The following is a 25,837-nucleotide window of genomic DNA, read 5'->3' on the forward strand; positions in this document are numbered from 1 at the left end:
CTATATTAATTATTAAGTCGTTTAAAACATACGTTCAACATACATTTATTTTGGCATCCAAATTCGATAATTACCGCTTAAAGCAAGTAAACTAAAAAAGTATAAGCAATTATCATAATACCGCCTTTCGCCTTTTCTAATTGGCGTATTCCAAAATAATTCAACCATTCTTTTAGCATTCGGTCCGTCGGCCGCTAAAGAAGCCATTGCATTCGTTGCAATTAATCCAATTGGATGAAGTGATTTTTCCGTAAAAGGAACTCCTTCAATCGTGTATCTCCGATAATCTTCAGGATCTTTTTCAGCAAAAAAATTCTGGATTTTATTAGCCGTTTCTCTTTCTGATTCACTTCCTCCAAACCATTCATAATCAAGACCTATATTTGCAGCAACTCGATAAGAGTCGCTATAAAAATGACCATAGCCCTTATCATTATTTGGAGTACCATCATAATAAGCATATTCGGGAGCAAGTCCTGTTTCTGAGTGACATGCTGTTTTCAAATATTCTCGGCTTGCCTCTGCTGCTTCTTTCCAAAACGCTTGGTCTTCTGGATTTGCCCAGCAAGCAAATAACTCGTAAAAATGTGGCAAATGATAAGAGGGATCTGTAAATTCACAGTTTGGAACAAATTTTATTAACTTGTTGTCCAGATTCCACATGGAGTGTCCTTTTCCCTCTTCCTCCTTATGCAAACAGGTTTGCAATAAATCTCTTGCTTGTTGACTATAGTTGAAAGGTTGTTCTCCATCTCCCCATCGATGGGCTGCAAAAAATAAGGCTAGTGCAAAAAATTCTTCACCATCTGGTGCAGGTCCATCTGACTGCTTTGAGCCATCTGGATTACAAGACCAGGCAAAGTAACCAGCATTTTCTCCAGTATTCATATACATATGTTTCTTTGTCCAATTCCATATGCGATCAAATTCCTCTTTCTTATCTAATTGGACAGCAATCATCATTCCATAGGACATACCTTCTGTTCTAACATCAAGATTCCCTGTATCTAATAAATATCCTCCATCCATAGAAGGAAAATAAATTCTCGTATCATCATCGCCATAAAAAATTTGTGCCCATGCATCCTCTATTTTTGATTGAATAGCTGTATCCGAGTATCCCATCTCTTTAAAAATATTTCGATAATTACCTGTATAAAATGCACCTTTCACCTAAACACTCCTCCTTTCTATTAAGAAGAATAAGAAGTTATAAGACTATCATCTAATCCTTCATAAGTTTGGGTTTCATATACTATTGCCCTTAATTCTATAAGTGTCACTTCATTTTTTGTTAGGGTAATAGAAAGCTTTAAATAGCCATCTGCTTCTTTCTTTTGTTTTGCTGTAGATAACTTTGGTATAGCTGCTTCTTTTAATGTTTCCACTGATTCCTTGTCTGGGAAACGAGGTCTACCTAATTCTTTCCATACTTTCCAAGGATTCGCATGATTCTCATCTACACTCTGCCTCTTCATAAAGTACTCCCCACTACTAACAGCGTATTGTCAAAACTTTTATAGTAAATAGGTTATTAAATCCTATCTGAGAGGGCTTTATAAGCAAAAAAATTGCCACCCCCTGAATTCTAAGGATAATTGAGGTTACGACACTCTCAACAACCTAGAAAAGGAAGTGACAATTTGTACCCTCAAATTATAACCTATTTATTAACTTTTATAAACTATCAAGAACAACTAATTCGAACATTGCTTACTTTATTGATTGGTAAGAGTATGTTTGATAAGCCTACTGAACAGCCAGTAAATAAACCATATCGAAAACTTCAAGTGGACGACCTTCCGGTCATTGAAGTTCTGGAACAGCTTGATTATCGAGTTCTTCTTAGTGAATATCTAGAGAAGAACGGGAAACCACTTAAACCTGTTCAAAGGCGTAAGAATGCAAAAGTTTCCGTACCTAAATCCATGAACTGCCCAAAGTGTGGTGCTCCATCAGATTATCTTTATGCCAACAATGGAGATAAAGGCCAGTATCAATGCAAGGTGTGTACAGAGCTCTTCAGTGAAAAGAACCGTTATTCTAAGGAAGCCATCCTGAAGTGTCCTCATTGTTCCAAAACTCTCGAGAAAATAAAAGAAAGAAAAGATTTTCACGTGTTTAAGTGCAAGAACAATGACTGTTCTTATTATCAAAAGAAGCTCAATGGGATGACTTCAAAAGAAAAGAAAAGGTTCAAAAAGGACCCTCAAGCATTTAAATTAAGATACATTTTCCGTCAGTTTCATATCGATTTCCAGCCGTTATCCAAGGAATCACCAGAACTGCCGGCCGTTGACTTATCAAAGATTTATGCATCACCACATACATTAGGATTAATCCTAACCTATCATGTAAACTATGGCCTTTCGGCCCGTAAAACAGCTGCGATTATGCAGGACGTACACGGAGTGATGATTTCACATCAGACTGTATTGAACTACGAAAATAGCGTAGCTTTATTACTTAAACCTTATGTGGATCACTATCCCTATGAACTTTCAGACCAATTCTGCGGTGATGAAACGTATATCAGAGTAAACGGTCGATGGCATTATTTATTTTTCTTTTTTGACGCCGTGAAAAAGATTATTCTTTCGTATCCGGTGTCGCCTAATCGAGACACAGCAACAGCCATTCGAGCAATTGATGAGGTCTTAATCAAGATGAAAGAGATTCCAGAAAATCTGACCTTTGTGGTAGACGGGAATCCAATCTATCTTTTAGCCCAACATTTCTTCGCTCAACATGGGATTTCATTCGATGTGAAGCAGGTCATTGGATTAACCAATGAGGACCCTGTTTCGACCGAATATAGACCACTGAAACAAATAATTGAGAGACTTAACCGCACCTTTAAGGGCAATTATCGCTCCACTCATGGATTCGGCTCTGAACATGGTTCCATTTCATACGTCACCTTATTTACGGCCTACTTTAACTTTTTGCGTCCGCATGCCGCCTTAGAAGGAAAAGTGCCCGTAGTGAATCCAGAACTCAAGGGGCTTCCAACAATGCCAGCACGTTGGACAAAGCTCATTGGATTAGCACAACAATGGATAGTAGAACAAAGACAAGCCTAACTTTTTGTTTAGCTGAGCCCTTAAGCTAATTCAGCAATCGGCGGAGCGAACTCTTGACAAACCGAACTTGCCAATGGTTTAAAATGGAAACAACCAAGGGCTTATTTGGTATGCCTTCTTTTGTTCCCTTCGCCCTTGTTAAACAATCCTCAAACCATTGGCGTGTTTGTCAAGAGCGATTGCGGCGCATCTCCATCCAGTAAATAGGAGAGAAACTAACCCTTTAGGTAGTTTTCATAAATCTTTTGACACTACCACTAACAGGTATTTTAATCACTAATTCCTTCTCAAAGCCTTCTCCTTTAGCCATTACCTCATTCCAAGCTACAAGTGTAATCGATCCATTTTCTTTTCGCGTAATAATCATTTGTGTATCACGATACAGAACTTCCTCACCAAGTCTATTGAAAAAGGAAAATAAATGAAAAGTTGGCTTTGGGATGGAATGAAGCGCCATTAAACCAAACCCGCCATGGAATAAAGCCTTTGGCACATCAGCCTCTTCAAAAACATCACTAAAAGTCCAATACGAAAAAGAATCGACAAAGTCTCCACCCTCACTTAATATCCGTGCAAGATAGGTTGCATTTAACGGTGTATCATGAACGGGATTGATCGGACTATAAGAAGTATTATATTCGGTAATATGGAAGGGCAAATCAGAAAAAGGTGATTCCTTAATTAGACCACGAACTACCTCAAACTGTTTAAGCATATCTGTATTATCTACTAGATCTTGATAATAATAATCAGGAGTAACTTTTTTAGGGCTTAGCGATGTGTAGGCATGTCGACTGACGAAATCTACAGGCACATTCTCCCTATGACAGAAATTCAAGAAATCAACAATCCACTCGTCAGCACCACCACAAATTGCCGGACCACCAACCTGAAGATCTTGGTTTACCGCTTTAATTGCTAGCGCTGTAACTTTATATAGCCTAAAGTATTCTTCTTTATCGGCATCCTTCCAAAAGTTTACTAAGTTAGGCTCATTCCAAACTTCAAATGGCCATTGTTTAACTTCTTCTATTCCATAGCGTTCAATAAAATGGTTTACTACTGCTGTAATTAAATTACTCCATTTTTGATAATCACTTGGTGGAGTTACATTTCCTTTCCAATAAAAAATCGTTTGGTCACCAGAAGAAAGTAATTCTGGCATAAAACCAAATTCAATAAAGGGTCGTAAGTTCAGCTCAAGAAAAGAGTCAAAGATGCGGTCAATGTAAGTAAAGTTATAAAATGGCTTTACTTCCTCTCCTATCTTCATTTCCCGATAAATACCGACGTCATCTGAAAGTAAACCATGTCCTCTAATATATTTAAATCCAATTTTCTCTTGAATAATTTTGAGATGATCAAGATATTCTTTCTGTAGTGCCAGACCAAGTCTCCCAGTTCCAATGCAATATTTCCAGTTTTCCTTCAGCTTCCCCTCTCCTTTTGATGCTATAATAATTGATTCCATTACCGACCTCTCCTATTCTCCATTTAAATGTATTTCTGTAATCATCTAGCAAAATATTGTTAGTTAAAGATTGTTTCGTAAAGTTTGTTGTTAGTAACCCACAGCCTATATAAGCTAAAGAACATTGGGCAGTGGATTCCCTAACTCGTTGACGAAATCGAGAATACTGCCCACATGAATTGACTAATAGCTATAATAGAAATATTTAATAAATAACACGGTTCAGTTCATCATTTATCCCTGACTTTCGGTAGAAATAAGTATTAATTATATCTCTCCATTCCTTAGAATGTTCCAATTGGATAGTTAACCTTTGTAGAATGTCGTTATATCTTTTTTCATCTACAAAACCATTTAAACTAATCCAACTTTCAAGTAGATTTTCTACGTCTTCTACCCCTTCAAAGTGAGTGTTATAAATATGCTGAATTACTGTGGTTCCCGACTTTAAAACATGTGTATATGGAACATGGTGAAAAAATAGGACTAATTCATCTGGACAAGTCTCCACTGATTCATACATGTCGAAATTTTCCGGGAAATATTGTTCCGTATATCCAGTTCCGTCTTTCTTTGTTCGATTTACCCCAATCCCTTTCCAATCTGCGAAATGATAAGTACCCCAAGGGGAATATTCATAACCGTCTACATTTGGACCATAATGGTGATTAGGATTCACCATCCAGCCAACTCCTAAAGGAGCGGTATATTTTTCATAAATACTCCATGAATCTGCAAGCATCTCTTTTACAGTGTTTAGTATTTTGGGATGTTTTCCAAATGTTTGTGTTACCCATTCATCTGTAATCGTTGCTTCTGGTAAGTCTGGATTCCAAATTAATCTCCCATACCCATATAGATTAGCTTGTGCAAGAATGTGACCAGTCCAACTCGACTCATTCCCAATATTTGTAACAGCTGAAATTCCACTATATTTATAATGAAATAGAGTTCCATCAACCACCTTTTTTACCGTAGAACCTTCCCCTTTTGCATATGTATCAAAATCCAGTACTTTTTTCCATTGGGGAATTAAATAACATAAATGTTTCTGTTGTCCCGTATATTCTTGTGTGATTTGAAATTCTAGTACTTGATTTGTCTCTGGCATAGCCCCAAATAGTGGTGAAACTGGCTCTCTTACTTGAAAATCCATTGGTCCATTTTTGATTTGCAGAATAACATTCTCTAAAAATTGACCATCTAGTGGTTTAAAATGATCGTATGCTGCTTTCGCTCGATCTGTCGTTCGATCTCTCCAATCTTGAAGACAATCATATACAAAGCAACGCCAAATGACGATTCCATCAAAAGGTAGCAAAGCCTCCCCTAACATATTCGCACCATCTGCATGATTTCGATTATAAGTGAACGGTCCAGGTCGATGTTCAGAATCCGCTTTCACAACAAAGCCACCGAAGTCTTCTATATATTGATAAATTTCTGCAGTTTTCTTTGTCCACCATTCTCTCACCTGTGGATCTAGTGGATCAGCTGTAGAAAGACCGCCAATTTCAATCGTACTAGCATAATTAATAGATAAAAAAAGTCTAATACCATATTGTCTGAATATATTTGCCACTTTTGCCACGTCAGGAAGTAATTCCTTTGTAATCAGATTAGTTTCAGCTTTATGAACATTAACATTATTGATAGAGATCCCATTAATTCCAATCGAAGCCATCAACCTTGCATAATCTTTGATTCGTCCATAATCCAGTATAAATTGATTATTCTCAAAAAAGATTGAGTGTCCAGCATAGCCCCGTTCAATAGAACCATCCATATTGTCCCAGTGATTAATCATTCTTAATTGAGTCTTAGGATTTTCTATAATATCTAGCTGTTGATAATCTCTATTTGTCTGTAATATTCGTAAAAAATGAAAAGCTGCATACAAGACACCTTTATCGGTCTTTCCTGTTAAATAAATTCGTTCCTTTGGTTTAGTGAAAGACTGTAACATATATCCATCATTATTCAATGATCTATTCAAAGTAGTCATATTCGAACTATCTACTGTTGCTAAAACAATTGCCGAATTGTTCCCTTCCCTGTCTGCTATAACTTCAGGTTCTATTCCTGTTATCGATAATATTCCTCTTTTTAATTCTTCTACAGCTGACTTAATTATTTCCGTTTTTTCTAATACAACAATTTTTTTTAATGCTTCTATATTTGCTAAATCTTTCTTTCTCTCATATCTTAGCCAGCATTTATATTCATCCGTTTTTTGCAAGGTTTCTACTAATGTCATTGTCTCTTCACTCCTTTTCTCGTAAAATCTTTTATCTTTAAAAGAATTTAACTACTTTACTCTTTTTTCTTAAAGCTGTTTTCGTAACGTTTGTTGCTAATTCTTGAACATCTACATGCATTAAGGCTGCTCCCCTTTTCGAAATAATTAATTTTTTCTATTGAAAAAAACAACAATCTTTTCGAAAAATGCTAATTTTAAACTCCTGAATATGCCATAAATCCTCCGTCAACCGGAACGCTGATTCCCGTAACAAATCCGCTTGCCTCCTCATTAACTAGCCATAATAGAGTTCCTAATAGATCTTCTGGTTTTCCTAATCTTTTTACTGGCGTATGTGCCAATATTTTCTTCGTCCGGTCTGTATAGGAGCCATCTGAATTTTTAAGCAAAGCTTCGTTCTGTTTTGTTAAGAAAAATCCTGGAGCAATGGCATTTACTCTTATACCTGTTTCCGCCATATGTACAGCTAACCATTTTGTGAAATTCTCTATACCTGCTTTAGCTGCACTGTAGGCAGGTACTTTCGTCATCGGACTTGGCGCACTCATTGAGGATATATTTATGATGGTTCCACTTTTCCCAAGCATTTGCTTAGAAAATACCTGGGTAGGAATCAATGTTCCAATTATATTTAGATTAAATACAAAGGAGAAGCCCTCAATCGTTAAATCGAAAAAACTAGTAAGCCCTGCTTTGTCCAAATCCTCTATCCGTAGGATTTCTTCTGATGTAATTCCCTTTGGATGATTTCCTCCTGCCCCATTTATAAGAATGTCACAGCTTCCAAATGTATCAGAAACTATTTTTTCCGCTTCCTTAACACTGTTCACATCTACGACATCACACGCAATAGCAATGGCAGTTCCACCTTCCTTATTTATTTCCTCCGCTACCTTTTGTGCTTTTTCATATGTACGATTAAGAAGAGCTACTTTTACCCCTTGTCTGCCTAGCTCCTTTGCCATACAACTACAAAGCACTCCTCCACCACCAGTAATAACCGCTACTTTCCCAGATAGATTTTCAATTAATGGTAACATTGTTAATTTCCCCTTTCTTAACCGCTTTATTGTTTTGCTCCAAACTATCCCAAATTCCTAAAATATACATAATTCCTAAAGCTCGATCGTAAAGTCCATAACCAGGTCTTGCTTTTTCTCCCCAAATCATTCTGCCGTGATCTGGACGGAAATAGCCTTTAAAACCATGATCGTGGAGAACCTTTACTATTTTATATAAATCAAGAGAACCTTCTTCCGTGCTTCTATGAGAGGTTTCCTGAAAATTCCCGTTATCCGCTATTTTAATATTTCGTATATGAACAAAGGGTACCCGATTCATTTTTAAAAAATGACATAAGATATCCGGAATATCATGATTCGGATTTGCCCCTAAAGAACCTGAGCATATCGTTAAACCATTAGATGGACTATTCACAAGCTTTACAATTCGCTCTAAATTCTCCTTCGATCGAACAATTCGTGGTAGACCAAATACGGACCATGGTGGATCATCTGGATGGATTGCCATTTTAATATCACATTCTTCTGCTACTGGAATTACTTGCTCTAAGAAATACTGGAGATGATCAAATAAATCTTCTTCTGTTACATCTTGATATAATTCAAATAACTGCTTTATCGCTTTTAGCCTTTCTGGTTCCCAGCCAGGAAGAGAATATCCATTCGATAAATTCTCCATTTGTTCGATTAACTCTAACGGTTCAATCGACTCTATTTTTGCTTTTTCGTATGCAAGAACAGTCGATCCATCAGGAAGCTCCTTTGCTAGATCGGAACGTGTCCAATCAAAAATCGGCATAAAATTATAGCAGATTACCTTGACACCAGCTTTTGCCAGATTTCGAATCGTTTCTTTATAATTTTCAATGTATTTTTCTCGAGATGGAAGACCAAGCTTTATATCTTCATGAATATTTACACTTTCAATCACTTCTAGGCTCATGCCGTTTCTATTAATCTCTTCCTTCAGCTCCATGATCCTACTTTCAGGCCACACTTCTCCTACAGGAATATCAAATAAAGCACCCACAATACCATCGATTCCAGGTATTTGTCTAATATACTCTAAGGAAACGCTGTCATCCTCCTTGCCAAACCACCTAAATGTTGCCTTCACTAACAAAACCTCCTATCAATTCATCTCTTTACACTATATGCCTCCATTAATCTTAAAATAATTTTTTGTATGAAAATAAGTTTAGTTCCGACCAACCGGGGCCTTATAGTATTCATATATCATTTAAAAAAAATTATAATTTATGCTAAAAGGAATTATTAAATTCCTCTTATGATCCATGTACATGCGGAGCATCATACCTTTCATCCATACTATTTGATGTAGCTTTTTTTTAGGAAATTACTTTCTATATGATTCAACATCGCTCTTGAATTAAATGACATGATCATTGCAATTAAACTGGCAATAAAAATTACTAGGAAATCAGTCGTCATTACCGTTGCAACCCCAACTAAAAATAAGATTAATATATTGCCTATTGTTTCTTTGAACTTAATAAACAAATAATACGCAGACAACTTTACTAAATCTCTTAATCGAAAAGTGTATTTGGCATTGATTATTAATATATTTATACTAAGCATTGTCCAGATAAGAGTAAGTATAAGCACAACGATAAAAATGATTTGATTGACTGGAGTTACTGTCATACGGAGGTATTGTAAGTCGATGAGTAAGACAAAGAATACCGCTAGGATTATAGTCCAGATATAAAACGTACCTTTTAAATTCGATCGATAGCCATAGAAAAAGTCAGCAGTTGGCGACAATTCCTTCGTTCTCACTAGTTTCTCCATCGAATAAAGCAGTCCTGATATAGCTGGTCCTGACGGTATTAAGGCAAGAGCATATAGTGCAATATTAGAAAATGATGGTGTTAATGTCATGAAGAAAAAAATGAATACTGCATTGGTCGCGACAAAATAGATATTTGTTAATAAAATCCAATACACATAATTACTAAATGTAAATAATATCCCTTGGCCAAACTCTTTTTTTTGTTCCATGCTTTTCACCTTCTTTCAAAATATAAATGGAGGATGAGACATTCTGCTTTTTAGAAAGGTTCTTTTCTTAAAGTTTGTTTCTATTAACCTGCAGCCTGAATACACATCACTTCCCGTGAGGAGAGCGGAGAGTCTTCAGGATTTCACTCATACTGCTCGCTAATTCCGTGGCGTCTACGTGTATCCAGGCTGCTCCGTATTACTTTTTAAAATTTTTCTATTTTCAGCACAATAATCTTTTGAAACCAGCTTTTTAGCAAGAGCCGATTGTTAGAAGATATCTCATCCATCATTATTACTTAGTTATTTTTCTTGTATTCTTGATACGTTTTGTTTGCTGTATCTACATATTGATCTAAGCCTTGACTTTGTAGCTCTTTTACAAAAGCATCAAATTCACTTAAATCACGAGTACCTAAAATAAACTTTAATGTGTTTTGGTTTGTATAATCTTTTAATGGTGTACTTTGTAATGTTGCCTTTTCTCTATCTTCAATAGAATAAGGAATTAATGGGTCTGTTGGAATTGGTGTTTTGACTGCTTTCATATCATTTTGGAACTTAATCTCTTCTTCACTCATCATGGAATGAAGCAAGTCTGTTGTTCCACCATAAGCAAAAACCCCGCCAGAGAAACCATAGTCAACACGTAAATCCTGTGTTCCATTCGGATTTAAACCATTGTAATTGATATCATCTGTTAATTTTCTTTCTCCATCTTCCTTCGTGAACGTTGTTCCTTCTACTCCCCATTTAGTAAATTCTTGCCCTTCATCACTGTAATATAACCAGTCAATAAACTGAAGAATTGCTTCGAAGTTTTCGCTTTCTTTAATTTTCGAAGTAATCATCACGCCGTTTTCTAACCTAGATCCTGACATTAATTGGCCAGCAGGACCACCAGGAACAGTAATTTTTGAAATAGCGTAGTTTCCTTTACCTAATGTTTTATCCATATCCACACGATGTAAGTTAATTGTCTGAGAGTTTCCATTTATAATGAATGATTTACCAGTTACAAATTTCTGTACAGCTTGATCATCGCTTTGTGTGAAACTTTCTTCGTCTAACAAGCCTTCTTCCACTAACTTGTGAAAGTAAGTAAGCATTTCTTTATAGCCATCTGTTGTTGCTGCATAAACGAATTCATCTGCATCTTGATCATAAGACAAGCCGTTTCCGAATCCCCATCCAGCTTTCGTTCCAAAACCTGTTGCTGCAATATTCAGTGTACTATTAAACGTAAAGCGGTCAGAGAAAGGAAATGAATCTGGATATACTTCTTTCAATTTCTTCATTGATGTATACAGCTCATCCCATGTTGTTGGAATAGCAATGTTATTTTCTTCAAAGATATCTGTTCTTACAATTAACGTATAATCTGGCCAAACCTCTTCATGTAAACCTGGAAGTACATAGAATTTCCCATCATTTTGACGTAAAGTATCTAATTCAGAATCCATATTCCATTTTTCTACTTTTTCTTTGAAATGAGGCATTTTATCAATGTAATCGCTTACCGGAAGTGCCGCACCAGATGCTACAAAAGCAGATTCTTCTCCTGGGTATGTTTTTGGAATAACAATTGGTGCATCCCCTGAACTAATTAACAAACTTCTTTTTTGTGTGTAATCACTCATTGGAACAATAGTTGGCTTTAATGTAACACCTGTGATTTCTTTAATCTTATCCCATAATAGCCAATCTTCTTTATATGGATATGTTGGCTGATCCATATATAAAATAGATAAATCAAATGGCTCAGTTGCTTTAAATGTGTCCCCTGCATTATAAGATTCCATTGCCCCTTTTGTCGATACTTCTGCCTCTTTACTTGTTGATTCTTCATTCGAACAAGCTACAGCAATAAGTACTAACATCATCAAACCTAGAAATAGCCCAACCTTTTTACAACTTTCTTTCATAGTATTTCCTCCCCTTATATATATAGGAAAAGCGTAAAGTCGTTTTTCACTAAAAGCAGGCGTATAGAAGGAATCCTTAGGAAAAACAACTACGCTGAACTCCTGTTACTATTAAGGTCCTATTTTATTACTTAATAGAACCTAACATTACGCCAGAAACAAAGTACTTTTGTACAAATGGATACACCGTTAATATTGGCAAAATCGTTAATACCATTGTTACCGACTTAATATTTGCAGAGATTTGTGTTAAGTTGTCGGCTGATGTTGCACCAGCTGACATGCCACTAGTTGTTCCCGCAATCATATTTCGTAGATAGATAGTAACTGGAAATAATTCTTTTTTATCTAAATAAATGAAAGCACTGAACCAAGAATTCCAATATGCCACTGCATAAAATAACACCATCGTGGCAATTACAGCTTTACTTAATGGCAATACAATTTTTAATAGAATGCCATACGTGTTTAAACCATCAATAGCTGCTGCCTCTTCAAGTTCCTCAGGCATATTTTCAAAAAAAGATTTCATAATCAGCATATTATAAATACTAATAGCACCTGGGATAACAATTGCCCACATAGTATTAGCGAATCCTAATGCGTTGATTAAAACATAGTTTGGAATTAAGCCTCCGTTAAAGAACATCGTAAATACAGCAAATACTGTTAAAAACCTGCGTCCTACTAATCTTCTTTTTGAAAGTGCATAGGCAAATATTGTCGTCAAAAACATGGAAATGATTGTACCTACCACTGTATACACAACTGTGTTTTTATAATTAATCCAAAACATCGTATCAGAAAGAACCTTCTGATAGGTTTCTACATTAAATCCCTTTGGAAACAAATTTACCTGTCCTGAATTGATATAAGACTCACTACTAAAAGACTGTGCAACTACATTTATAAATGGATATAACGTACAAAATATAATAATTAATAGAATACATACATTAAAGACTTTAAAGATTTTGTATTGCTTCGATTCTTTCATCTAATCTCCCCCCTACCATAAACTTCTTTCAGTTAGTTTTCTCGATATGCTATTCGCTGTTAACACAAGCACTAAGCCTATTATGGATTCAAATAACCCAATAGCAGCCGCATAACTAAAATTATTTGATTCTAAACCAACACGGTATAGATATGTTGAAATAACATCTGAAGTTTCATAGGTTAAAGGATTGTAAATCAATAAGATCTTTTCAAAGCCAATCGCTAGGAAACTACCAATATTCAAAATTAGGAGTGTAACAATTGTCGGCAATATACCTGGAATGGTAATATGCCAGGTTTGTTTCCAGCGGTTAGCACCATCTATCTTTGCTGCTTCATATAAAGAATCATCAATAGTCGTTAGGGCAGCCAAGTAAAGAATCGCTCCCCATCCCATTCCTTGCCATACTTCCGATGTAACATAAATTGTCCTAAACCAGTCTGGACTTTGAATAAAGCTTATTTTTTCTCCTGTAAAAAACTCTACTATCGCATTAATGGAACCGTTTAATGCAGTCAATTGTAAAATCATTCCAGCTATGATAACAATAGATAAAAAATGCGGTAAATAGGAAGCTGTTTGTACAAATTTCTTGAATTTTTTCGACTTTATTTCATTTAAAAGAAGAGCAAAAATAATTGGCATCGGAAAACAAAACAGTAAAGTTATTCCGCCTAGAATGAGGGTGTTTTTAAATACATTCCAAAATACCGGGTCGTTAATAAACATCTCAAAATAATATAAGCCTACCCATTGTTCGCCATACATTTTTCCGCCTGGCATATACCTTCTGAAAGCGATAACATTTCCAAGCATTGGACCATATTTAAAAATTAATAAATAGATGAGTGGTAAAACCAACAAGGAATATAGCTGCCAATCTTTCCGTATAGCAGTTAACGTTGTTTTAAATCTACTTCTTTTTGTCTTTATTGTCTTATTTACTTGTGATTGAACGACTTCTGTTTCCATGAGAACCCCCCGTTTCTGTTTAATAGTGACACACCAGTCGTTTGCTGATTCATTGAATAGCAGCTAGCAGACTGTTATAAAGCAAAGCTTCACTTAAATGAATGAAGCGAAATACACTACTTTAAAGCGCTTACCCAACAAAACTAAGAAGCTCTATTACAAAATTAAAAAAAGATAATATAAATAAGTTTATGATTGATTGCAAAGTCGATTTAAATTGGAGTGATGGTAATGAAAAGAATAAATGTTAATCAGGTTGTGAAATGCGGATTTTTTGTTCATTCAGTTTAACCATACTAGTATGGTAGATTATCGACAAAAACTTTTCTTGTTTAAAGAATCTGAAACAGTGGATCCTCTTTCAAGTAATGTACAGGAATATGTGGAAATTCAGCTTTCACTATAGATGTTAGATATTCCATGCCTGGTTCTTCACTAACAGCATGACCAATCAAAATTATTGCCCTCTTTTTCCCTTGGTAAATAGCATCTCTTACATACTCAGGTGACTCCCATTCTGGACCTTCGCCTGCTATAATTAGATCTAAATGGTGCTGTTGGAATAAAGGAATTACCAATTCTCCTCCACCACGATAGCCTGCAAGTAATCCTATCTTTTGACATTGCATGGACAAATCGCCTACAATTCTTACAAAAGGCGCACCAAGCTTCGCTTTTACATACGTTGCTATTTCCCCAACCGTTTTTTGCGGTATCGTTAAAGTTGTTGCTGTTGGTTGATGCTTTTCGATATATTCTCTCCATTCAAGCTTATGGATTAAACCTAGCATTATTCCGTCTGGGTCATAGCGATGAAAATAATCATGAAAGCGAAAAATAGTGACATTCGACTCTTCTATTAATCGGAGCTTTGCCATGCATATAGGATCGTTCGCATATTTGTCTTTCCAATTTGCATGACTGTAAAAAGGACCTTCATGGGTAATGATCAAATTAGCTTTAAGTGAAATTGCCTTTTCTAATACTTCTTGCGTTAGCATGAATGCGATTACAATTCCTGTCACATCAATATGAGGTGATCCTTTTATTAGTACATCTGTTGTTGATTCAAACTTTCTTGCGGGCTCGATTAGTTTTTCTACTACTCTTTGAACACTCGTCATTTTATCTCCCCCTCAAGTTAATCCGTATTGTCAAAACTTTATATAGAAATAGGCTATTATATCCTATAATAGAGGGCTTTTTGAGCAAAAAAATTGCCACCCCCTGAATTCTAAGGATAATTGAGGTTACCACACACCCAACAACCTAGAATAGGAAGTGACAAATTGTACCCTCAAATTATAACCTATTTACTTACTTTTATTAAGTACCAAGATCAGGTTATTCGAACATTATTAACTCTTTTGATTGGGAAAAGTATGTTTGATAAACCTGTAGAAAAACCTGTAAATAAGCCTTATCGAAAACTACAGGTAGACGACCTCCCAATCATCGAAACCCTACAAAAGTTTGATTATAAACTTCTTTTGAATGAGTATCAGGAGAAAAATGGGAAACCCCTTAAACCTGTTCGAAGACACTCAAATTCAAAAACAACTGTTCCTTCCAGCATAAAATGTCCAAAGTGTGGTGCTCCATCTGATTTTCTTTATGCAAATAACGGAGACAAGGGACAGTATCAATGCAAGGTGTGTACATGTTTGTTTAACCAAAAAAATCATTATTCAAAAGAGGCAATTTTAAAATGTCCTCACTGTGCTAAAACGCTTGAAAAGGTCAAAGAGAGAAAAGATTTCGATGTATTCAAGTGTAAAAACAACGACTGTTCTTATTACCAAAAGAAACAAAATGGACTATCTTCAAAAGAGAAAAAACAGTTTAAAAAGGATCCACAGGCATTTAAAATGCGTTATATTTTCCGTCAGTTTCGTATCGATTACCAACCCTTATCGAAGCGTTCACCTCAGAAACCAAAGTTAGATTTATCAAGACTATATGTGTCGCCACATACATTGGGACTGATTTTGACCTACCATGTGAACTATGGGTTGTCAGCCCGTAAAACAGCTGCACTCATGAAGGATGTACATGGTGTATCCATCTCCCACCAAAGCATTTTGAATTACGAAAATAGCGTAGCACTGATGCTTAAACCTTATGTGGACCATTATCCTTATGAGCTTTCTGATCAATTCTGTGGAGACGAGACCTACATTCGAGTGAAAGGTCGCTGGCATTATTTATTCTTCTTTTTTGATGCCGTAAAAAAGATTATTCTGTCTTATCCTGTTTCTCCTAATCGAGATACTCAGTCAGCCATTCTGGCTATCGATGAGGTTCTTCTAAAGATGAAGGAAATCCCTAAAAACCTCACGTTTATTGTAGATGGCAATCCGATTTACCTATTAGCCCAACATTTCTTTGCCCAACATGATATTTCGTTTGATGTGAAGCAAGTCATTGGATTAACCAACGAAGATCCAGTATCAACAGAATACCGACCACTCAAGCAAATTATTGAACGACTCAATCGAACGTTTAAAGGAAATTATCGCTCGACTCATGGGTTTGGATCTGATCATGGATCTGTTTCTTTCGTCACTTTGTTTGTCGCATACTTTAACTTTCTACGGCCTCATTCAGCCTTAGAAGGAAAAGTACCTGTGATTCATCCAGAGTTACTTCAGCTTCCCAATATGCCAGCAAGATGGACTAAGCTAATTGGATTAGCTCAAGATTGGATTATAGAACAAACAACCTAGCTTTTGTTTAGCTGAGCCCTGAACCAGCAATCGGCGGAGCGAACTCTTGACAAACCGAACTTGCCAATGGTTTAAAATGGAAAAAATCAAGGGCTTATTTGGCATGCCTTCTTTTGTCCCCTTCGCCCTTGATAACCTGAATTCAAACCATTGGTGTGTTTGTCAAGAGCGATTGCGAGCCTCTCCACTTCAAAAAGGAAAGAAGAAAAAGACTTCAGGTTACTTTTTCATAGAAGTTTTGACACTACCAGTTAATCAAATTATACCATGCCAAAGTTTGTTTATTCAATATACAAACTATTTTTTTTTACAACTTTTACTATTATTTTTTCTAATTATCGATTCTACTCTTATTCTGTGATCACTTTATTTGTTTTTAGTTTCTGCACACGCTGAAAAATGAGAATACTACTTGACATTAGTATGAAAGCTATAGAAACGCCACTAAAAAATGGAAGAAGACCAGGTATATAGAATAATAGAAACATATCTGCTGCTAATCCAAGGATCGCTAGCATTAATATGTGGATATTTAAAACTCCTAGAAAAAAGGAGTATTTAAAGTAGTCAAAAAACTTTAGCTCGTAATGTACGTAAACAGGAAAGAAGAATAAAACGGTAATAAGGTATAAACAAGAAATCAATAGCAATATACTTGTTGCAACAATACGGATTATCCCATCTAAATTTAAAATAAGATAGTAATCTACATACAACATTATTCCAGCCATTACAAATACTAAACCAAAACTATTGCTCTTGATAAATTCACTTTTATAGACGGAGAAGAATGTTTTCCAGATGGGAACTTCCGTTTCTTTCATAAACCATTTTCGGACAACAGTAAATAGTGCTGCTGTTGCTGGCATAAAGCCCAATAGGATAAGACCACTGACTGTGAACATTATCCACAGTAAATTAATATAAGCTAGCTTCATAATCCATTCACAAATGGTATATAACTTCCCCATTGGTTTTGTTGACATGCTTATCCCCTCTACTTTCTTCTTTCCTTCTAGCCTATTTTCTGACTTATTTTTAAATTACTATAAAGAAAACTTCCATCAGTAGGGATCTTTTCTCATCCCCCACTGATGGTTAGTTGTACTTATCAGACTTTTAAGAGAGAGTTTCATCACAAAGGCTTCCTCCATTTTCCGCAGCTTAATCTGAAGGTTTTCACTACCCGTTAAGAGCGGAAATACACTATCTGAAAAGGGGCTTCTACTGCTTTTCTTCTAACCACAAGATGCTTGTTACTCCGCGTGGGTAGTATTTGCTTCCCGCAATTTCTCCTGCTATTATTTGATCACTCCAACTCCAAATGGACAGTTCGGGATGTGTTAGCCATTCTACATGTGTAGCATCAGCCTTTGCTCCTTTTTCATCCCAGTTCCAGCCCAGAATTTCTCGAGCGATAAATTGGCATAAATAAATTTTACTTAGCCAAGAATTATTACTTGTCGATGAAATTTTCCAGCCACCATCTTCAAATAAACAATTTCCTTCTGTTAAAACTGTTTCAAAATGTGTTTTTAATGCTTGAATGTATGCCCCGAAACAACCATTCACATCTAATGCATCCTTACAGTTTGTAAAGTATGGGAATATTAATCCTTCAATTGCTGGAATAATTTTCGAGTCATTGCCTTCACCGATGACAGCTGGAATATAACCAGCTTCCGTTACATGCTCCACAATCGTTGCCGCACATTTTTCTGCTTGTTCTCCAGCAATTTTGGCTAACTCTGTTCGCTCATTCTCTGCAAATATTCTTTCAAGCGCAATATAGGAAGCCCATATTTTTCCTGCGAGATAAATATTGTTTCTTGCCTGCCCTAAAGACACATCAAGGCTGTCATAGGTGGTAATTTCTGCACCGCCCATTACTCTCGAAGAATCTAATCCCATTAAGCCGTTACGTTTATCTGGTTCTGGATGATCTCGATTTAACATACTATCAAAACATCGTTCCACTATTTCTAAATTCGCATCCAGCCACTCTTTATCCTCTGTATGGCTAACATAAAGAGCAGCACATAATACCCAGTTTACTAGCTGTTCATGTGTCATGTGTGAGAAGCATCCGTCTAAGCCATATAATTCATAGGATGAATAATGAGGACGAGATATAGTATTCGCTACGCCCATATCATGGGTAAAACTTATGCCGCCTGGATATTCTGTATCATCATTTGGAAACCGAACGGTATCTTCATAACTAAATCGTTGTACAAACATATCTAATTCATTTTTCACTGTCCATGGATTCATCCTTAGTTCATAGAAAATCTGATCCACTGTTAAATCGAAGGTATTCATCATTCGATATTCCCCTTCGTTTACCACCCAAAAAGGCTCACCATAATTATCTAAGAGTTGCGTAGAACCGTAATAGCTGCGAATAGAGTGAATTAACATAAACTTTTGATCTTCTGATAAATGATTTGTACTATCTATTTTTTTATTCGCATTTTTCGCTCTGTCTGCAAGTGGATCAAAGTTTTTAAGCGCATATTCAGCAACAGACTCGATATTATTAAAGAAGTTTGTATAGTAATAAGAAGTATCCATTCCTGCAGTTACAATCCCACCTCTATAAAAACAGATGGCAAATTGGTATGTTCTTTTTTCTCCTGCTGGAACATCCATAACAAGTGCTCCTAAAGGTCCTAATCCAAATGTCCAATTCTCTTCTTCAGGAGTTGTTAGAATATTTTCCAAACTAAAGTGCATTGCTGATTTTACATCAGGATTATTGGATACAATAGCAGTCAATCTGCCTTGACCAATACCTGCAAAGCCATCCATTGTATCATCGACTCTTCGCATCGATGAATAAGGATCACTCCCCTGATAGCCGAAAAAAGCCCGTCTATTTCTTGTTCCATTTGTATTATCTACTGTCAATTCAGCAAGTACAGCTGGCAAAATAGTACTTTTCAATTCTTCTTCATTTGCAGCTTTTGGATCTGGAACACCTTCCACTTGGGAGTAAATAGTAAAAGATAGATCCTCAGATTCCCATGTATCTGTTCCAAGTTGAAAATTACGTTTTATTTTATCTTTAGAGATAGGAAAAATTATATTAGGCTTATCAGGATCTGGATCCATATTTTCAATATCATACCTTTTACTTTCATCATCCTCTTGATACGCAAAGAATGGAAATGCTTGATATGTCCCTTTTTTGTCTAAAACTTCAGCCCCAATATAAATATTTTGTTTAGGAGAACGACCTAGCTCTAAATCTAATCCGCCACCTGCACCTGGAAAACCTAGTGTGAAGCTGGAAAACGCTCCTATTGGAGAATGATGAGCATTAAAAAATGAATTTTTTGGCATTGTTATTAATTCCTCCCTTTCCTTATCCTTTTACAGATCCAGCAGCTAATCCTTCTACAATTTTATTACTTAATACGATGAAGGCAATTAAAATTGGAATAATACTAATCATTAAAGTTGCGCCAATAGCTCCCCAATCTGTTAAATATTGACCGACAAAGTTATTCACACCAACGGTTAATGTTTTCCATTTATCTGAGCTAATGAATGTATTAACGAACACAAATTCATTCCAGTTATAAATCATATTGATAATAACAACGGTTGCCATAACGGGAGTTGTCATTGGTAGCGTGATTTGAAAGAATATGCGATGAATCGAACAACCATCCATTACAGCTGCTTCTTCTAATTCACGCGGTAATGCTTGATAGAATCCTAATAAAATCATTATAGTTAATGGCAGATTAAACGCTGTATACGATAAGATAATCGATAGCGGATTATCGATTAGTTGTAATTGATTAAAGAAACTAAATAAAGGAATCAATGTGGAATGCAAGGGAATCATGATTCCTACCATAAATAAACCAAGAACCATTTTACTTAGTTTCCAATGCATTCTTGTAATTGCAAAGGTAACAAAACTTGCCAAAATGACTGTTAAAACTACTGCAATAACGGTAATCCAAACACTGTTAAAGAAATATTGGCTAATATTCCCTTGTGTCCATACTTTTACATAGTTCCCCCATTGCGGATCCTTAGGAAGAGCAAATGGAGATAAGCCAAACACTTCTTGATTTGTTTTTAAAGAAAAGAAGAACAACCAAATGAGTGGATATATTTGAAAAATGGCAATTATTCCAAGCACTAAATACAAAAAGCCGTATCCTATTTTACTTCCAATAGATCCTTTTATTTTAGGAGATGTGGATAAATCAGTTTTATTATTTTTTTGAACCACTACTTCACTCATGATTATCTCTCTCCTTTAGTACTGAGCATCTTCTTTTGATGCTGTTAATTTTTGTATTACCCATGTCATGACAAGACAGATCACTAGTAACGCAAACCCAATTGCACTACCGTAGCCGAAATTATATGTTTTGAATGCTTCCTTATACATATAAGATGCCATTACTTCACTAGCTCCGTTTGGTCCTCCACCAGTCATTACATAGATTAAATCAAAGTATTTTAATGACCCTACAATTGCTAATACGATTGTTACTTTTATTACGGGAGCAATCAATGGAAGCTTAATCTTATAAGCTATTTGAAATGGTGTTGCTCCATCAATTTTTGCTGCCTCAATAATTTCGTCTGGCACTCCTTTTAATGCTGCATAATAAATAATGATATAAAATCCAGCATATTGCCATACAATTGGAATGAAAATGGAGTATAGTACTAAATTAGGATCAGCCAGCCATATCGGTGTATTTACGACCCCAAACATTTCTAATAGTTTGTTTAGCATTCCATTTGTTGGATCAAAAATTTTCAACCATAACTGGGCAATCGCTACAGAAGACAATAACATAGGAATTAAGTAAATTTTACGAAGTAATCCTGCCCCTTTTATCTTACTTGCTAAAATTAATGAAATTACTAAATAGGCAATTAAACTAATTGCAGAAAAAACAGCTAATAAAACCGAATGATAAGTACTCGTCCAAAACATTTTATCTTTCATAAGCTGTATATAATTATCTAGCCCTATAAAGGTCTTAGCTCCTATACCGTCCCAATCCATTAAGCCATAATATCCTGTTAATATAATAGGAATATAGATTAAAATTAAAATGAGTAACAGTGCAGGGAGCACATAAAGGGTAATAATCCATTTATTCGACATCACGTTTTTCATTTTCTGCTCTCCCTCCTTATTGATTAGGAAGGCTTTGTTAAAGGATAAGTTTGGATATTCTAATGAAGTAATGTTACATACATTAGACCAATATTATCGTTTAACAGAGCCTTCTCTTAAAATCAATAATGTGATTATCATAACTATTTATTCAAAGTGATAATCTTTTATATAGTGGAATCCACCTGCTTTTTCTGATAGATTCCACCTGTTCTTTTGTTATTCTTCTTCAGCTAATGCTTGTTCTTGTTTTGCTGTGAATTCTTTTGGTGTTGCCTGACCGCCAAATAGTGATTGAATCATATCTAAATGTACTTGTGCTACACTAGAGCTCATTTGAACATCTGCATATAATGTTAAGTTTGATGCCTCACCAAGATCATTTAAAATATCGATATACATTTGATCTAGCTCAATGTTTGAAGTGTCAACAACAGTTGCTGGAATTACCCCCGCATCTTTAACAGAGTTTTTGCCCCATTCTTGTACTAAATAAGCAACAAAATCTTTTGCTTCTTCTTTTACTTTAGATTTCTCAGAAACAAACAATCCAACTCCAGGTCCACCTACATAACTGTTAATATCACCTTTACCGCCTTCGTAAGTTGGAAACTTAAAGTATCCTACTTTATCTTTAAATTCTTGTGTAACATCTGGGCTAGTTGTATAGTTTGGCAATTCCCAAGTAGCCATTAAATACATAGCTGCTTGCTCATTCATAAAGTATCCTTTTGCCTCATCATTGGATAAACCGTTAAAACCTTTTACGAACCCGCCCATGTCCACTAATTTTTTGATTTCTTCAGCTGCTTGAACAAGTGCTGGATCTTCGAAACTACCGCTTCGATTAATTGCATTTGTTAGTACTTCTGGTCCTCCAATTCTATCTGCAAGGTACATATACCACATAGAACCAGTCCAGCGATCTTTATTACCTAATGTGATTGGTGTAACACCATTATCAGTTAGTGTTTTAACAACAGTTAAAAATTCATCATATGTTTCAGGAACTTCTAGATTATATTTTTCAAAGATTTCTTTATTGTAATACACAGGTGTTATATTTAATTCGAGTGGAAGACCGTATGTTTTACCGTCTATGGCAAATGCTTCTGTCGTACCTGCAACAAATTGATCTTTAAAGTTGCTATCTATTACATCATCCAATGGAGCAAACATTTCACCTTTAACAAATGGCTGCATATATCCTGCTGCCCATGTTACCCCAACATCTGGAAGTTCATTAGACGCTGATAGTACTTTAATTTTATCTTTATATTGCTCGTTTCCAAGAATCTCTGTTTGAACTTTTACATCTGGGTGGTCTTTTTCATATTGCTTAATGATATCGTTTACAATTGTGAACTGTGCTTTCGAGCTCCCCTCTGGCCATAGATGCATAAATTTAATTACTGTTTTATCCCCATCTTTTGAAGCGCTTTCATCGTTCGAAGAAGTGGATGAAGAACATCCTGCTAAAACTAAAACCATTAATAAAGCAATAGATAATAGTGCTGACATTGCTTTTCTATGAAACATTAAAACTACCCCCTATACCATCCTATTTATTTACTTTTTTCTTACAAATAAAGTCTATCATTATTAGATTTTCTAAAAAAGGTAACAATGATTAGAAAAAGTTCAACTATTTTTAGAAAGCCCTTTCATTATTTGTTTTTCGGTAAGCGCTCGGTGTCTTTCCTTCTAGCTCTTTAAAGATTTTAATAAAGTATTTAGCTGTTTTATATCCTGATTCTTCTGCAATATCAGTAATGGAGAGCTTTGTAGAGATAAGCAGATTTTTGGCATGCTGAATTCTTCTTCTCATGATATATTCACTAAACGTTAAACGAATCTCCTCTTTAAATAGCACACTAAAATAGCTCGGATTTAAATAAACATGATCGGCTACATCACGTTGAGTTAATTCTTCTTTTAAATGCTTGTCAATATAAAGCAAAGCTTTCTGAATCGGCTCTCTTACCGATTCATTTGTTACTGTTGCATCTATTAACTTATTATCGACAACCCTTGAAATAATATCGGCTCTTTCTTTATCTTTATCAATTTTAATGGCATCTTCAACAGCTTCAATTAATTTCTTTTTACTAATTGGCTTTAATAAATAATTAATAACGCCTAATCGAAGAGCCTCTTGAGCATATTCAAATTCCGAATAGGCGGAGATTACAATAACCACAGGCAGATATTTTTGATCTTTCATTGTTTTAAGCATGGTTATACCCGTAATTTTTGGCATGCGTATATCTGTTATGAGGATGTTTACTTTTTGATTTTGCATGATGTCAATGGCAGTTTCTGCATTTTCTGCCGTCAAAATTTGAAATTGCCCGTTAGACCAGCTCTCCAACGTTTTTTTGATGCCTTCCCTTGATCTTGGCTCATCATCAACAATCAAAATGGTTTTCGCATACATCTTACATCCCTCCATCTTTTGGAATTTCAAAAGAAATTAATGTTCCTTTATTTTCAGTACTTTCAATTATTAGTCCCTTTTGCTGCCTTTCCTGATAATAGAGTGTAAGCCTTTTATATACATTGGAAATAGCCATTCCTTTGCCTGTAGCAGAAGTAATGCCTCCTCTTTCCATCGATTCCTTAATTCTTGATAATTTAGTCTCACTTATACCAATTCCATCATCTCTAACAATCACCTTTATGTGGTTATCTATTTCTGCTTGTTTCACCACTACATCAACAGTACATTGTCCTACCTTATTCTCTGCACCGTGTAATACAGCATTTTCTACTAATGGCTGTATTAAAAATTTTGGAATTTTAACCTCTTCAAATGCTTTTGGGAGATGTATATGCCATTTCAACTCTTCTCCAAATCGCATTTTCATTATTTCCATATAATCTTCTATATGTGCTATCTCGTCTTTTATACGAACCCACTCATCTTCTGTAGATCGAGAAATAGTGTATCGAAATAAATTAGACATAGTAACTACAAGCTCTGCTAACTCTTCCTCGTCTTTTTCTTCTAGCGACCAATGAAGGGCATCTAGTGTATTAAATAAAAAGTGAGGATTGATTTGTGCCTGCAAAGCTCTTAATTCACTTCTACTTCGAAAAATTTCCTTTTGATAAACCATCGTTATCAAATGGTTTGTTTCTTTTACGAGTTGATTATATGTACTATTTAGTTCATTTATTTCATTGACTGAGGAGATGCTGGGTGTCAGCGGTAATGAACCTTCACTAGCGAATCTCATCGTATTTGTTAAGCGGATAATGGGCCGAGTGATAATATTCGAAAGAAAAAAAGAACAGACAAAGAAAATTAGCAGTCCAATTATACCAGCAAGAAGGATACTCGTTCGTAACACCGTAATGCCTTCTGTTAATGTATTGTACGGTGTCAAAATCAGGACAGTCCAACCTGTCATATAGGAAAAGTTTTTCGTGATCATGTAATCCTTTTCATTTATTTGAATTGTTTTTTTATTACTCTGTACGATTGGCTCACTTGACTGTTCAAAATTAGTGATTATTGGTTGATTTAATTGATCTAAAAGGATAAAATATTGATTTGTTTCATCGGTAAGCGCTTGATTAGCAAACTGAAAATAATTATCATAAATACTAAAAAGCAGATATCCACCATTAGTAAAACTGCGATTAATTAGATTGACTCTCCTGATTGCGAGAAAATAATTGCTGTCATTAGGATCCTCTCCAATCCATACAAGACTTCCCTTTGCTTGATCAGCCTTTTCTACCCAACTCGCATCCAAACCAGTCATTATATTCGCATCATCAAGTGGCAAAATTCGTTTTTGATTACTTGTAAATAACTGAAAAGAAAAGATGCCATCAGAATTGGCCGTGATTGTATTAACAGTTCCCATCAATTCTTGTTTTTCATAAAAAGTTACATTCTTTTGTTCATATTCCTTCGTTAAAAGCTTTTGTAACTTATCATTAGTTGCTGCTAATTTAGACGCCATATTTAACTGCTCATACAAAGTCTCGATTCTTCCGTTTGCTTCCACTGCGACTTGTTGAATTTGTTTTTCTGCATTATTTTTTAATAATGACGATACTTGATTAAAAATCAATGTACTTACAAATAAAAGAACGACTACCATAACTGATAAAAATACAAATAAGATCTGATTCCGTAATGTATTCCATTTCCTTAATAAATTAAACATCGATTTTATCGCCT

At 35.4% G+C, this 25,837-nt stretch carries 19 protein-coding genes and 1 pseudogene; 2 read left to right on the top strand and 18 right to left on the bottom strand.

Annotated features, from left to right (window positions below; all coding sequences use genetic code 11):
- Positions 1 to 45: 45 nt before the first annotated feature.
- Positions 46 to 1,125: a glycosyl hydrolase family 8 gene (locus tag HHU08_RS17465; protein ID WP_205835829.1), complete on the bottom strand. Its 1,080-nt coding sequence runs from the start codon at positions 1,123 to 1,125 to the stop codon at positions 46 to 48.
- A 68-nt stretch (positions 1,126 to 1,193) separates the two neighbouring features.
- Positions 1,194 to 1,478 carry a GH39 family glycosyl hydrolase gene (locus tag HHU08_RS17470; RefSeq protein ID WP_169188957.1) on the bottom strand — a complete coding sequence of 95 codons (285 nt, stop codon included), beginning with the start codon at positions 1,476 to 1,478 and terminating at the stop codon, positions 1,194 to 1,196.
- A gap of 165 nt (positions 1,479 to 1,643) precedes the next feature.
- Between HHU08_RS17470 and HHU08_RS17475 the strand changes: the two genes are divergently transcribed.
- Entirely contained in the window at positions 1,644 to 3,083 is a 1,440-nt protein-coding gene (locus tag HHU08_RS17475; protein ID WP_169187685.1) for a DDE-type integrase/transposase/recombinase, read from the top strand.
- A 247-nt stretch (positions 3,084 to 3,330) separates the two neighbouring features.
- Here the strand turns inward: HHU08_RS17475 and HHU08_RS17480 are convergent.
- From HHU08_RS17480 to HHU08_RS17520, 9 genes and pseudogenes are all read right to left on the bottom strand, one after another.
- A pseudogene (locus HHU08_RS17480) lies at positions 3,331 to 4,554 on the bottom strand (GH39 family glycosyl hydrolase); the annotation flags it as partial.
- A 205-nt stretch (positions 4,555 to 4,759) separates the two neighbouring features.
- Positions 4,760 to 6,811 (bottom strand): alpha-glucuronidase family glycosyl hydrolase, encoded by a 2,052-nt coding sequence (locus tag HHU08_RS17485; RefSeq protein ID WP_169188958.1) that lies wholly within the window; start codon positions 6,809 to 6,811, stop codon positions 4,760 to 4,762.
- Positions 6,812 to 7,008: 197 nt separating this feature from the next.
- The gene (locus HHU08_RS17490) at positions 7,009 to 7,854 is read right to left on the bottom strand and encodes an SDR family oxidoreductase (protein ID WP_016201826.1); all 846 of its coding nucleotides are present in this window, start codon (positions 7,852 to 7,854) and stop codon (positions 7,009 to 7,011) included.
- Positions 7,838 to 8,953, bottom strand: a complete 1,116-nt coding sequence (gene uxuA / locus HHU08_RS17495) for a mannonate dehydratase (RefSeq protein WP_169188959.1) — start codon at positions 8,951 to 8,953, stop codon at positions 7,838 to 7,840. The genes HHU08_RS17490 and uxuA overlap by 17 nt, the downstream gene beginning before the upstream one ends.
- 212 nt (positions 8,954 to 9,165) lie before the next feature.
- Complete coding sequence (locus HHU08_RS17500; protein WP_169188960.1) at positions 9,166 to 9,861, bottom strand: DUF624 domain-containing protein; 696 nt, start codon at positions 9,859 to 9,861, stop codon at positions 9,166 to 9,168.
- A gap of 299 nt (positions 9,862 to 10,160) precedes the next feature.
- Entirely contained in the window at positions 10,161 to 11,786 is a 1,626-nt protein-coding gene (locus tag HHU08_RS17505; protein ID WP_101730648.1) for an ABC transporter substrate-binding protein, read from the bottom strand.
- Between the two features lie 127 nt (positions 11,787 to 11,913).
- Complete coding sequence (locus tag HHU08_RS17510) at positions 11,914 to 12,783, bottom strand: carbohydrate ABC transporter permease (RefSeq protein ID WP_016201829.1); 870 nt, start codon at positions 12,781 to 12,783, stop codon at positions 11,914 to 11,916.
- Positions 12,784 to 12,795: 12 nt separating this feature from the next.
- Positions 12,796 to 13,758, bottom strand: coding sequence for an ABC transporter permease (locus tag HHU08_RS17515; protein WP_016201830.1), 963 nt, complete (start codon positions 13,756 to 13,758; stop codon positions 12,796 to 12,798).
- Between the two features lie 332 nt (positions 13,759 to 14,090).
- Positions 14,091 to 14,882, bottom strand: a complete 792-nt coding sequence (locus HHU08_RS17520; RefSeq protein ID WP_016201831.1) for a Nif3-like dinuclear metal center hexameric protein — start codon at positions 14,880 to 14,882, stop codon at positions 14,091 to 14,093.
- Between the two features lie 165 nt (positions 14,883 to 15,047).
- Between HHU08_RS17520 and HHU08_RS17525 the strand changes: the two genes are divergently transcribed.
- Positions 15,048 to 16,484, top strand: coding sequence for a DDE-type integrase/transposase/recombinase (locus tag HHU08_RS17525; RefSeq protein WP_016205479.1), 1,437 nt, complete (start codon positions 15,048 to 15,050; stop codon positions 16,482 to 16,484).
- A 350-nt stretch (positions 16,485 to 16,834) separates the two neighbouring features.
- Here the strand turns inward: HHU08_RS17525 and HHU08_RS17530 are convergent, their stop codons facing one another.
- From HHU08_RS17530 to HHU08_RS17560, 7 genes are all read right to left on the bottom strand, one after another.
- Positions 16,835 to 17,470: a YesL family protein gene (locus HHU08_RS17530; protein WP_101730647.1), complete on the bottom strand. Its 636-nt coding sequence runs from the start codon at positions 17,468 to 17,470 to the stop codon at positions 16,835 to 16,837.
- A 238-nt stretch (positions 17,471 to 17,708) separates the two neighbouring features.
- Complete coding sequence (locus HHU08_RS17535) at positions 17,709 to 19,829, bottom strand: glycoside hydrolase family 52 protein (RefSeq protein WP_169188961.1); 2,121 nt, start codon at positions 19,827 to 19,829, stop codon at positions 17,709 to 17,711.
- 22 nt (positions 19,830 to 19,851) lie between these two features.
- On the bottom strand, positions 19,852 to 20,748 hold the full coding sequence (locus tag HHU08_RS17540) for a carbohydrate ABC transporter permease (RefSeq protein ID WP_205835642.1): 897 nt from the start codon (positions 20,746 to 20,748) through the stop codon (positions 19,852 to 19,854).
- Between the two features lie 15 nt (positions 20,749 to 20,763).
- Complete coding sequence (locus HHU08_RS17545; RefSeq protein WP_016201835.1) at positions 20,764 to 21,642, bottom strand: carbohydrate ABC transporter permease; 879 nt, start codon at positions 21,640 to 21,642, stop codon at positions 20,764 to 20,766.
- Between the two features lie 219 nt (positions 21,643 to 21,861).
- Positions 21,862 to 23,181: an extracellular solute-binding protein gene (locus HHU08_RS17550; RefSeq protein WP_169188962.1), complete on the bottom strand. Its 1,320-nt coding sequence runs from the start codon at positions 23,179 to 23,181 to the stop codon at positions 21,862 to 21,864.
- Positions 23,182 to 23,293: 112 nt separating this feature from the next.
- Entirely contained in the window at positions 23,294 to 24,079 is a 786-nt protein-coding gene (locus HHU08_RS17555; protein WP_169188963.1) for a response regulator transcription factor, read from the bottom strand.
- A gap of 1 nt (position 24,080) precedes the next feature.
- Positions 24,081 to 25,823 (bottom strand): sensor histidine kinase, encoded by a 1,743-nt coding sequence (locus HHU08_RS17560; protein WP_169188964.1) that lies wholly within the window; start codon positions 25,821 to 25,823, stop codon positions 24,081 to 24,083.
- Between the last annotated feature and the right edge of the window lie 14 nt (positions 25,824 to 25,837).

It is taken from the genome of Niallia alba, from assembly GCF_012933555.1.
Classification (GTDB): Bacteria; Bacillota; Bacilli; order Bacillales; family Cytobacillaceae; genus Niallia; species Niallia alba.

Excerpts from the sequence above, each read along its gene's own strand:
- HHU08_RS17465 (WP_205835829.1), bottom strand. The coding sequence starts at position 1,125 with ATGGGATACTCGGATACAGCTATTCAATCAAAAATAGAGGATGCATGG.
- HHU08_RS17560 (WP_169188964.1), bottom strand. The coding sequence starts at position 25,823 with ATGTTTAATTTATTAAGGAAATGGAATACATTACGGAATCAGATCTTA.
- HHU08_RS17545 (WP_016201835.1), bottom strand. The coding sequence starts at position 21,642 with ATGAAAAACGTGATGTCGAATAAATGGATTATTACCCTTTATGTGCTC.
- HHU08_RS17515 (WP_016201830.1), bottom strand. The coding sequence starts at position 13,758 with ATGGAAACAGAAGTCGTTCAATCACAAGTAAATAAGACAATAAAGACA.
- HHU08_RS17555 (WP_169188963.1), bottom strand. The coding sequence starts at position 24,079 with ATGTATGCGAAAACCATTTTGATTGTTGATGATGAGCCAAGATCAAGG.
- HHU08_RS17550 (WP_169188962.1), bottom strand. The coding sequence starts at position 23,181 with ATGTTTCATAGAAAAGCAATGTCAGCACTATTATCTATTGCTTTATTA.
- HHU08_RS17485 (WP_169188958.1), bottom strand. The coding sequence starts at position 6,811 with ATGACATTAGTAGAAACCTTGCAAAAAACGGATGAATATAAATGCTGG.
- HHU08_RS17535 (WP_169188961.1), bottom strand. The coding sequence starts at position 19,829 with ATGCCAAAAAATTCATTTTTTAATGCTCATCATTCTCCAATAGGAGCG.
- HHU08_RS17500 (WP_169188960.1), bottom strand. The coding sequence starts at position 9,861 with ATGGAACAAAAAAAAGAGTTTGGCCAAGGGATATTATTTACATTTAGT.
- HHU08_RS17505 (WP_101730648.1), bottom strand. The coding sequence starts at position 11,786 with ATGAAAGAAAGTTGTAAAAAGGTTGGGCTATTTCTAGGTTTGATGATG.
- HHU08_RS17470 (WP_169188957.1), bottom strand. The coding sequence starts at position 1,478 with ATGAAGAGGCAGAGTGTAGATGAGAATCATGCGAATCCTTGGAAAGTA.
- HHU08_RS17510 (WP_016201829.1), bottom strand. The coding sequence starts at position 12,783 with ATGAAAGAATCGAAGCAATACAAAATCTTTAAAGTCTTTAATGTATGT.
- HHU08_RS17490 (WP_016201826.1), bottom strand. The coding sequence starts at position 7,854 with ATGTTACCATTAATTGAAAATCTATCTGGGAAAGTAGCGGTTATTACT.
- HHU08_RS17540 (WP_205835642.1), bottom strand. The coding sequence starts at position 20,748 with ATGAGTGAAGTAGTGGTTCAAAAAAATAATAAAACTGATTTATCCACA.
- HHU08_RS17530 (WP_101730647.1), bottom strand. The coding sequence starts at position 17,470 with ATGTCAACAAAACCAATGGGGAAGTTATATACCATTTGTGAATGGATT.
- HHU08_RS17520 (WP_016201831.1), bottom strand. The coding sequence starts at position 14,882 with ATGACGAGTGTTCAAAGAGTAGTAGAAAAACTAATCGAGCCCGCAAGA.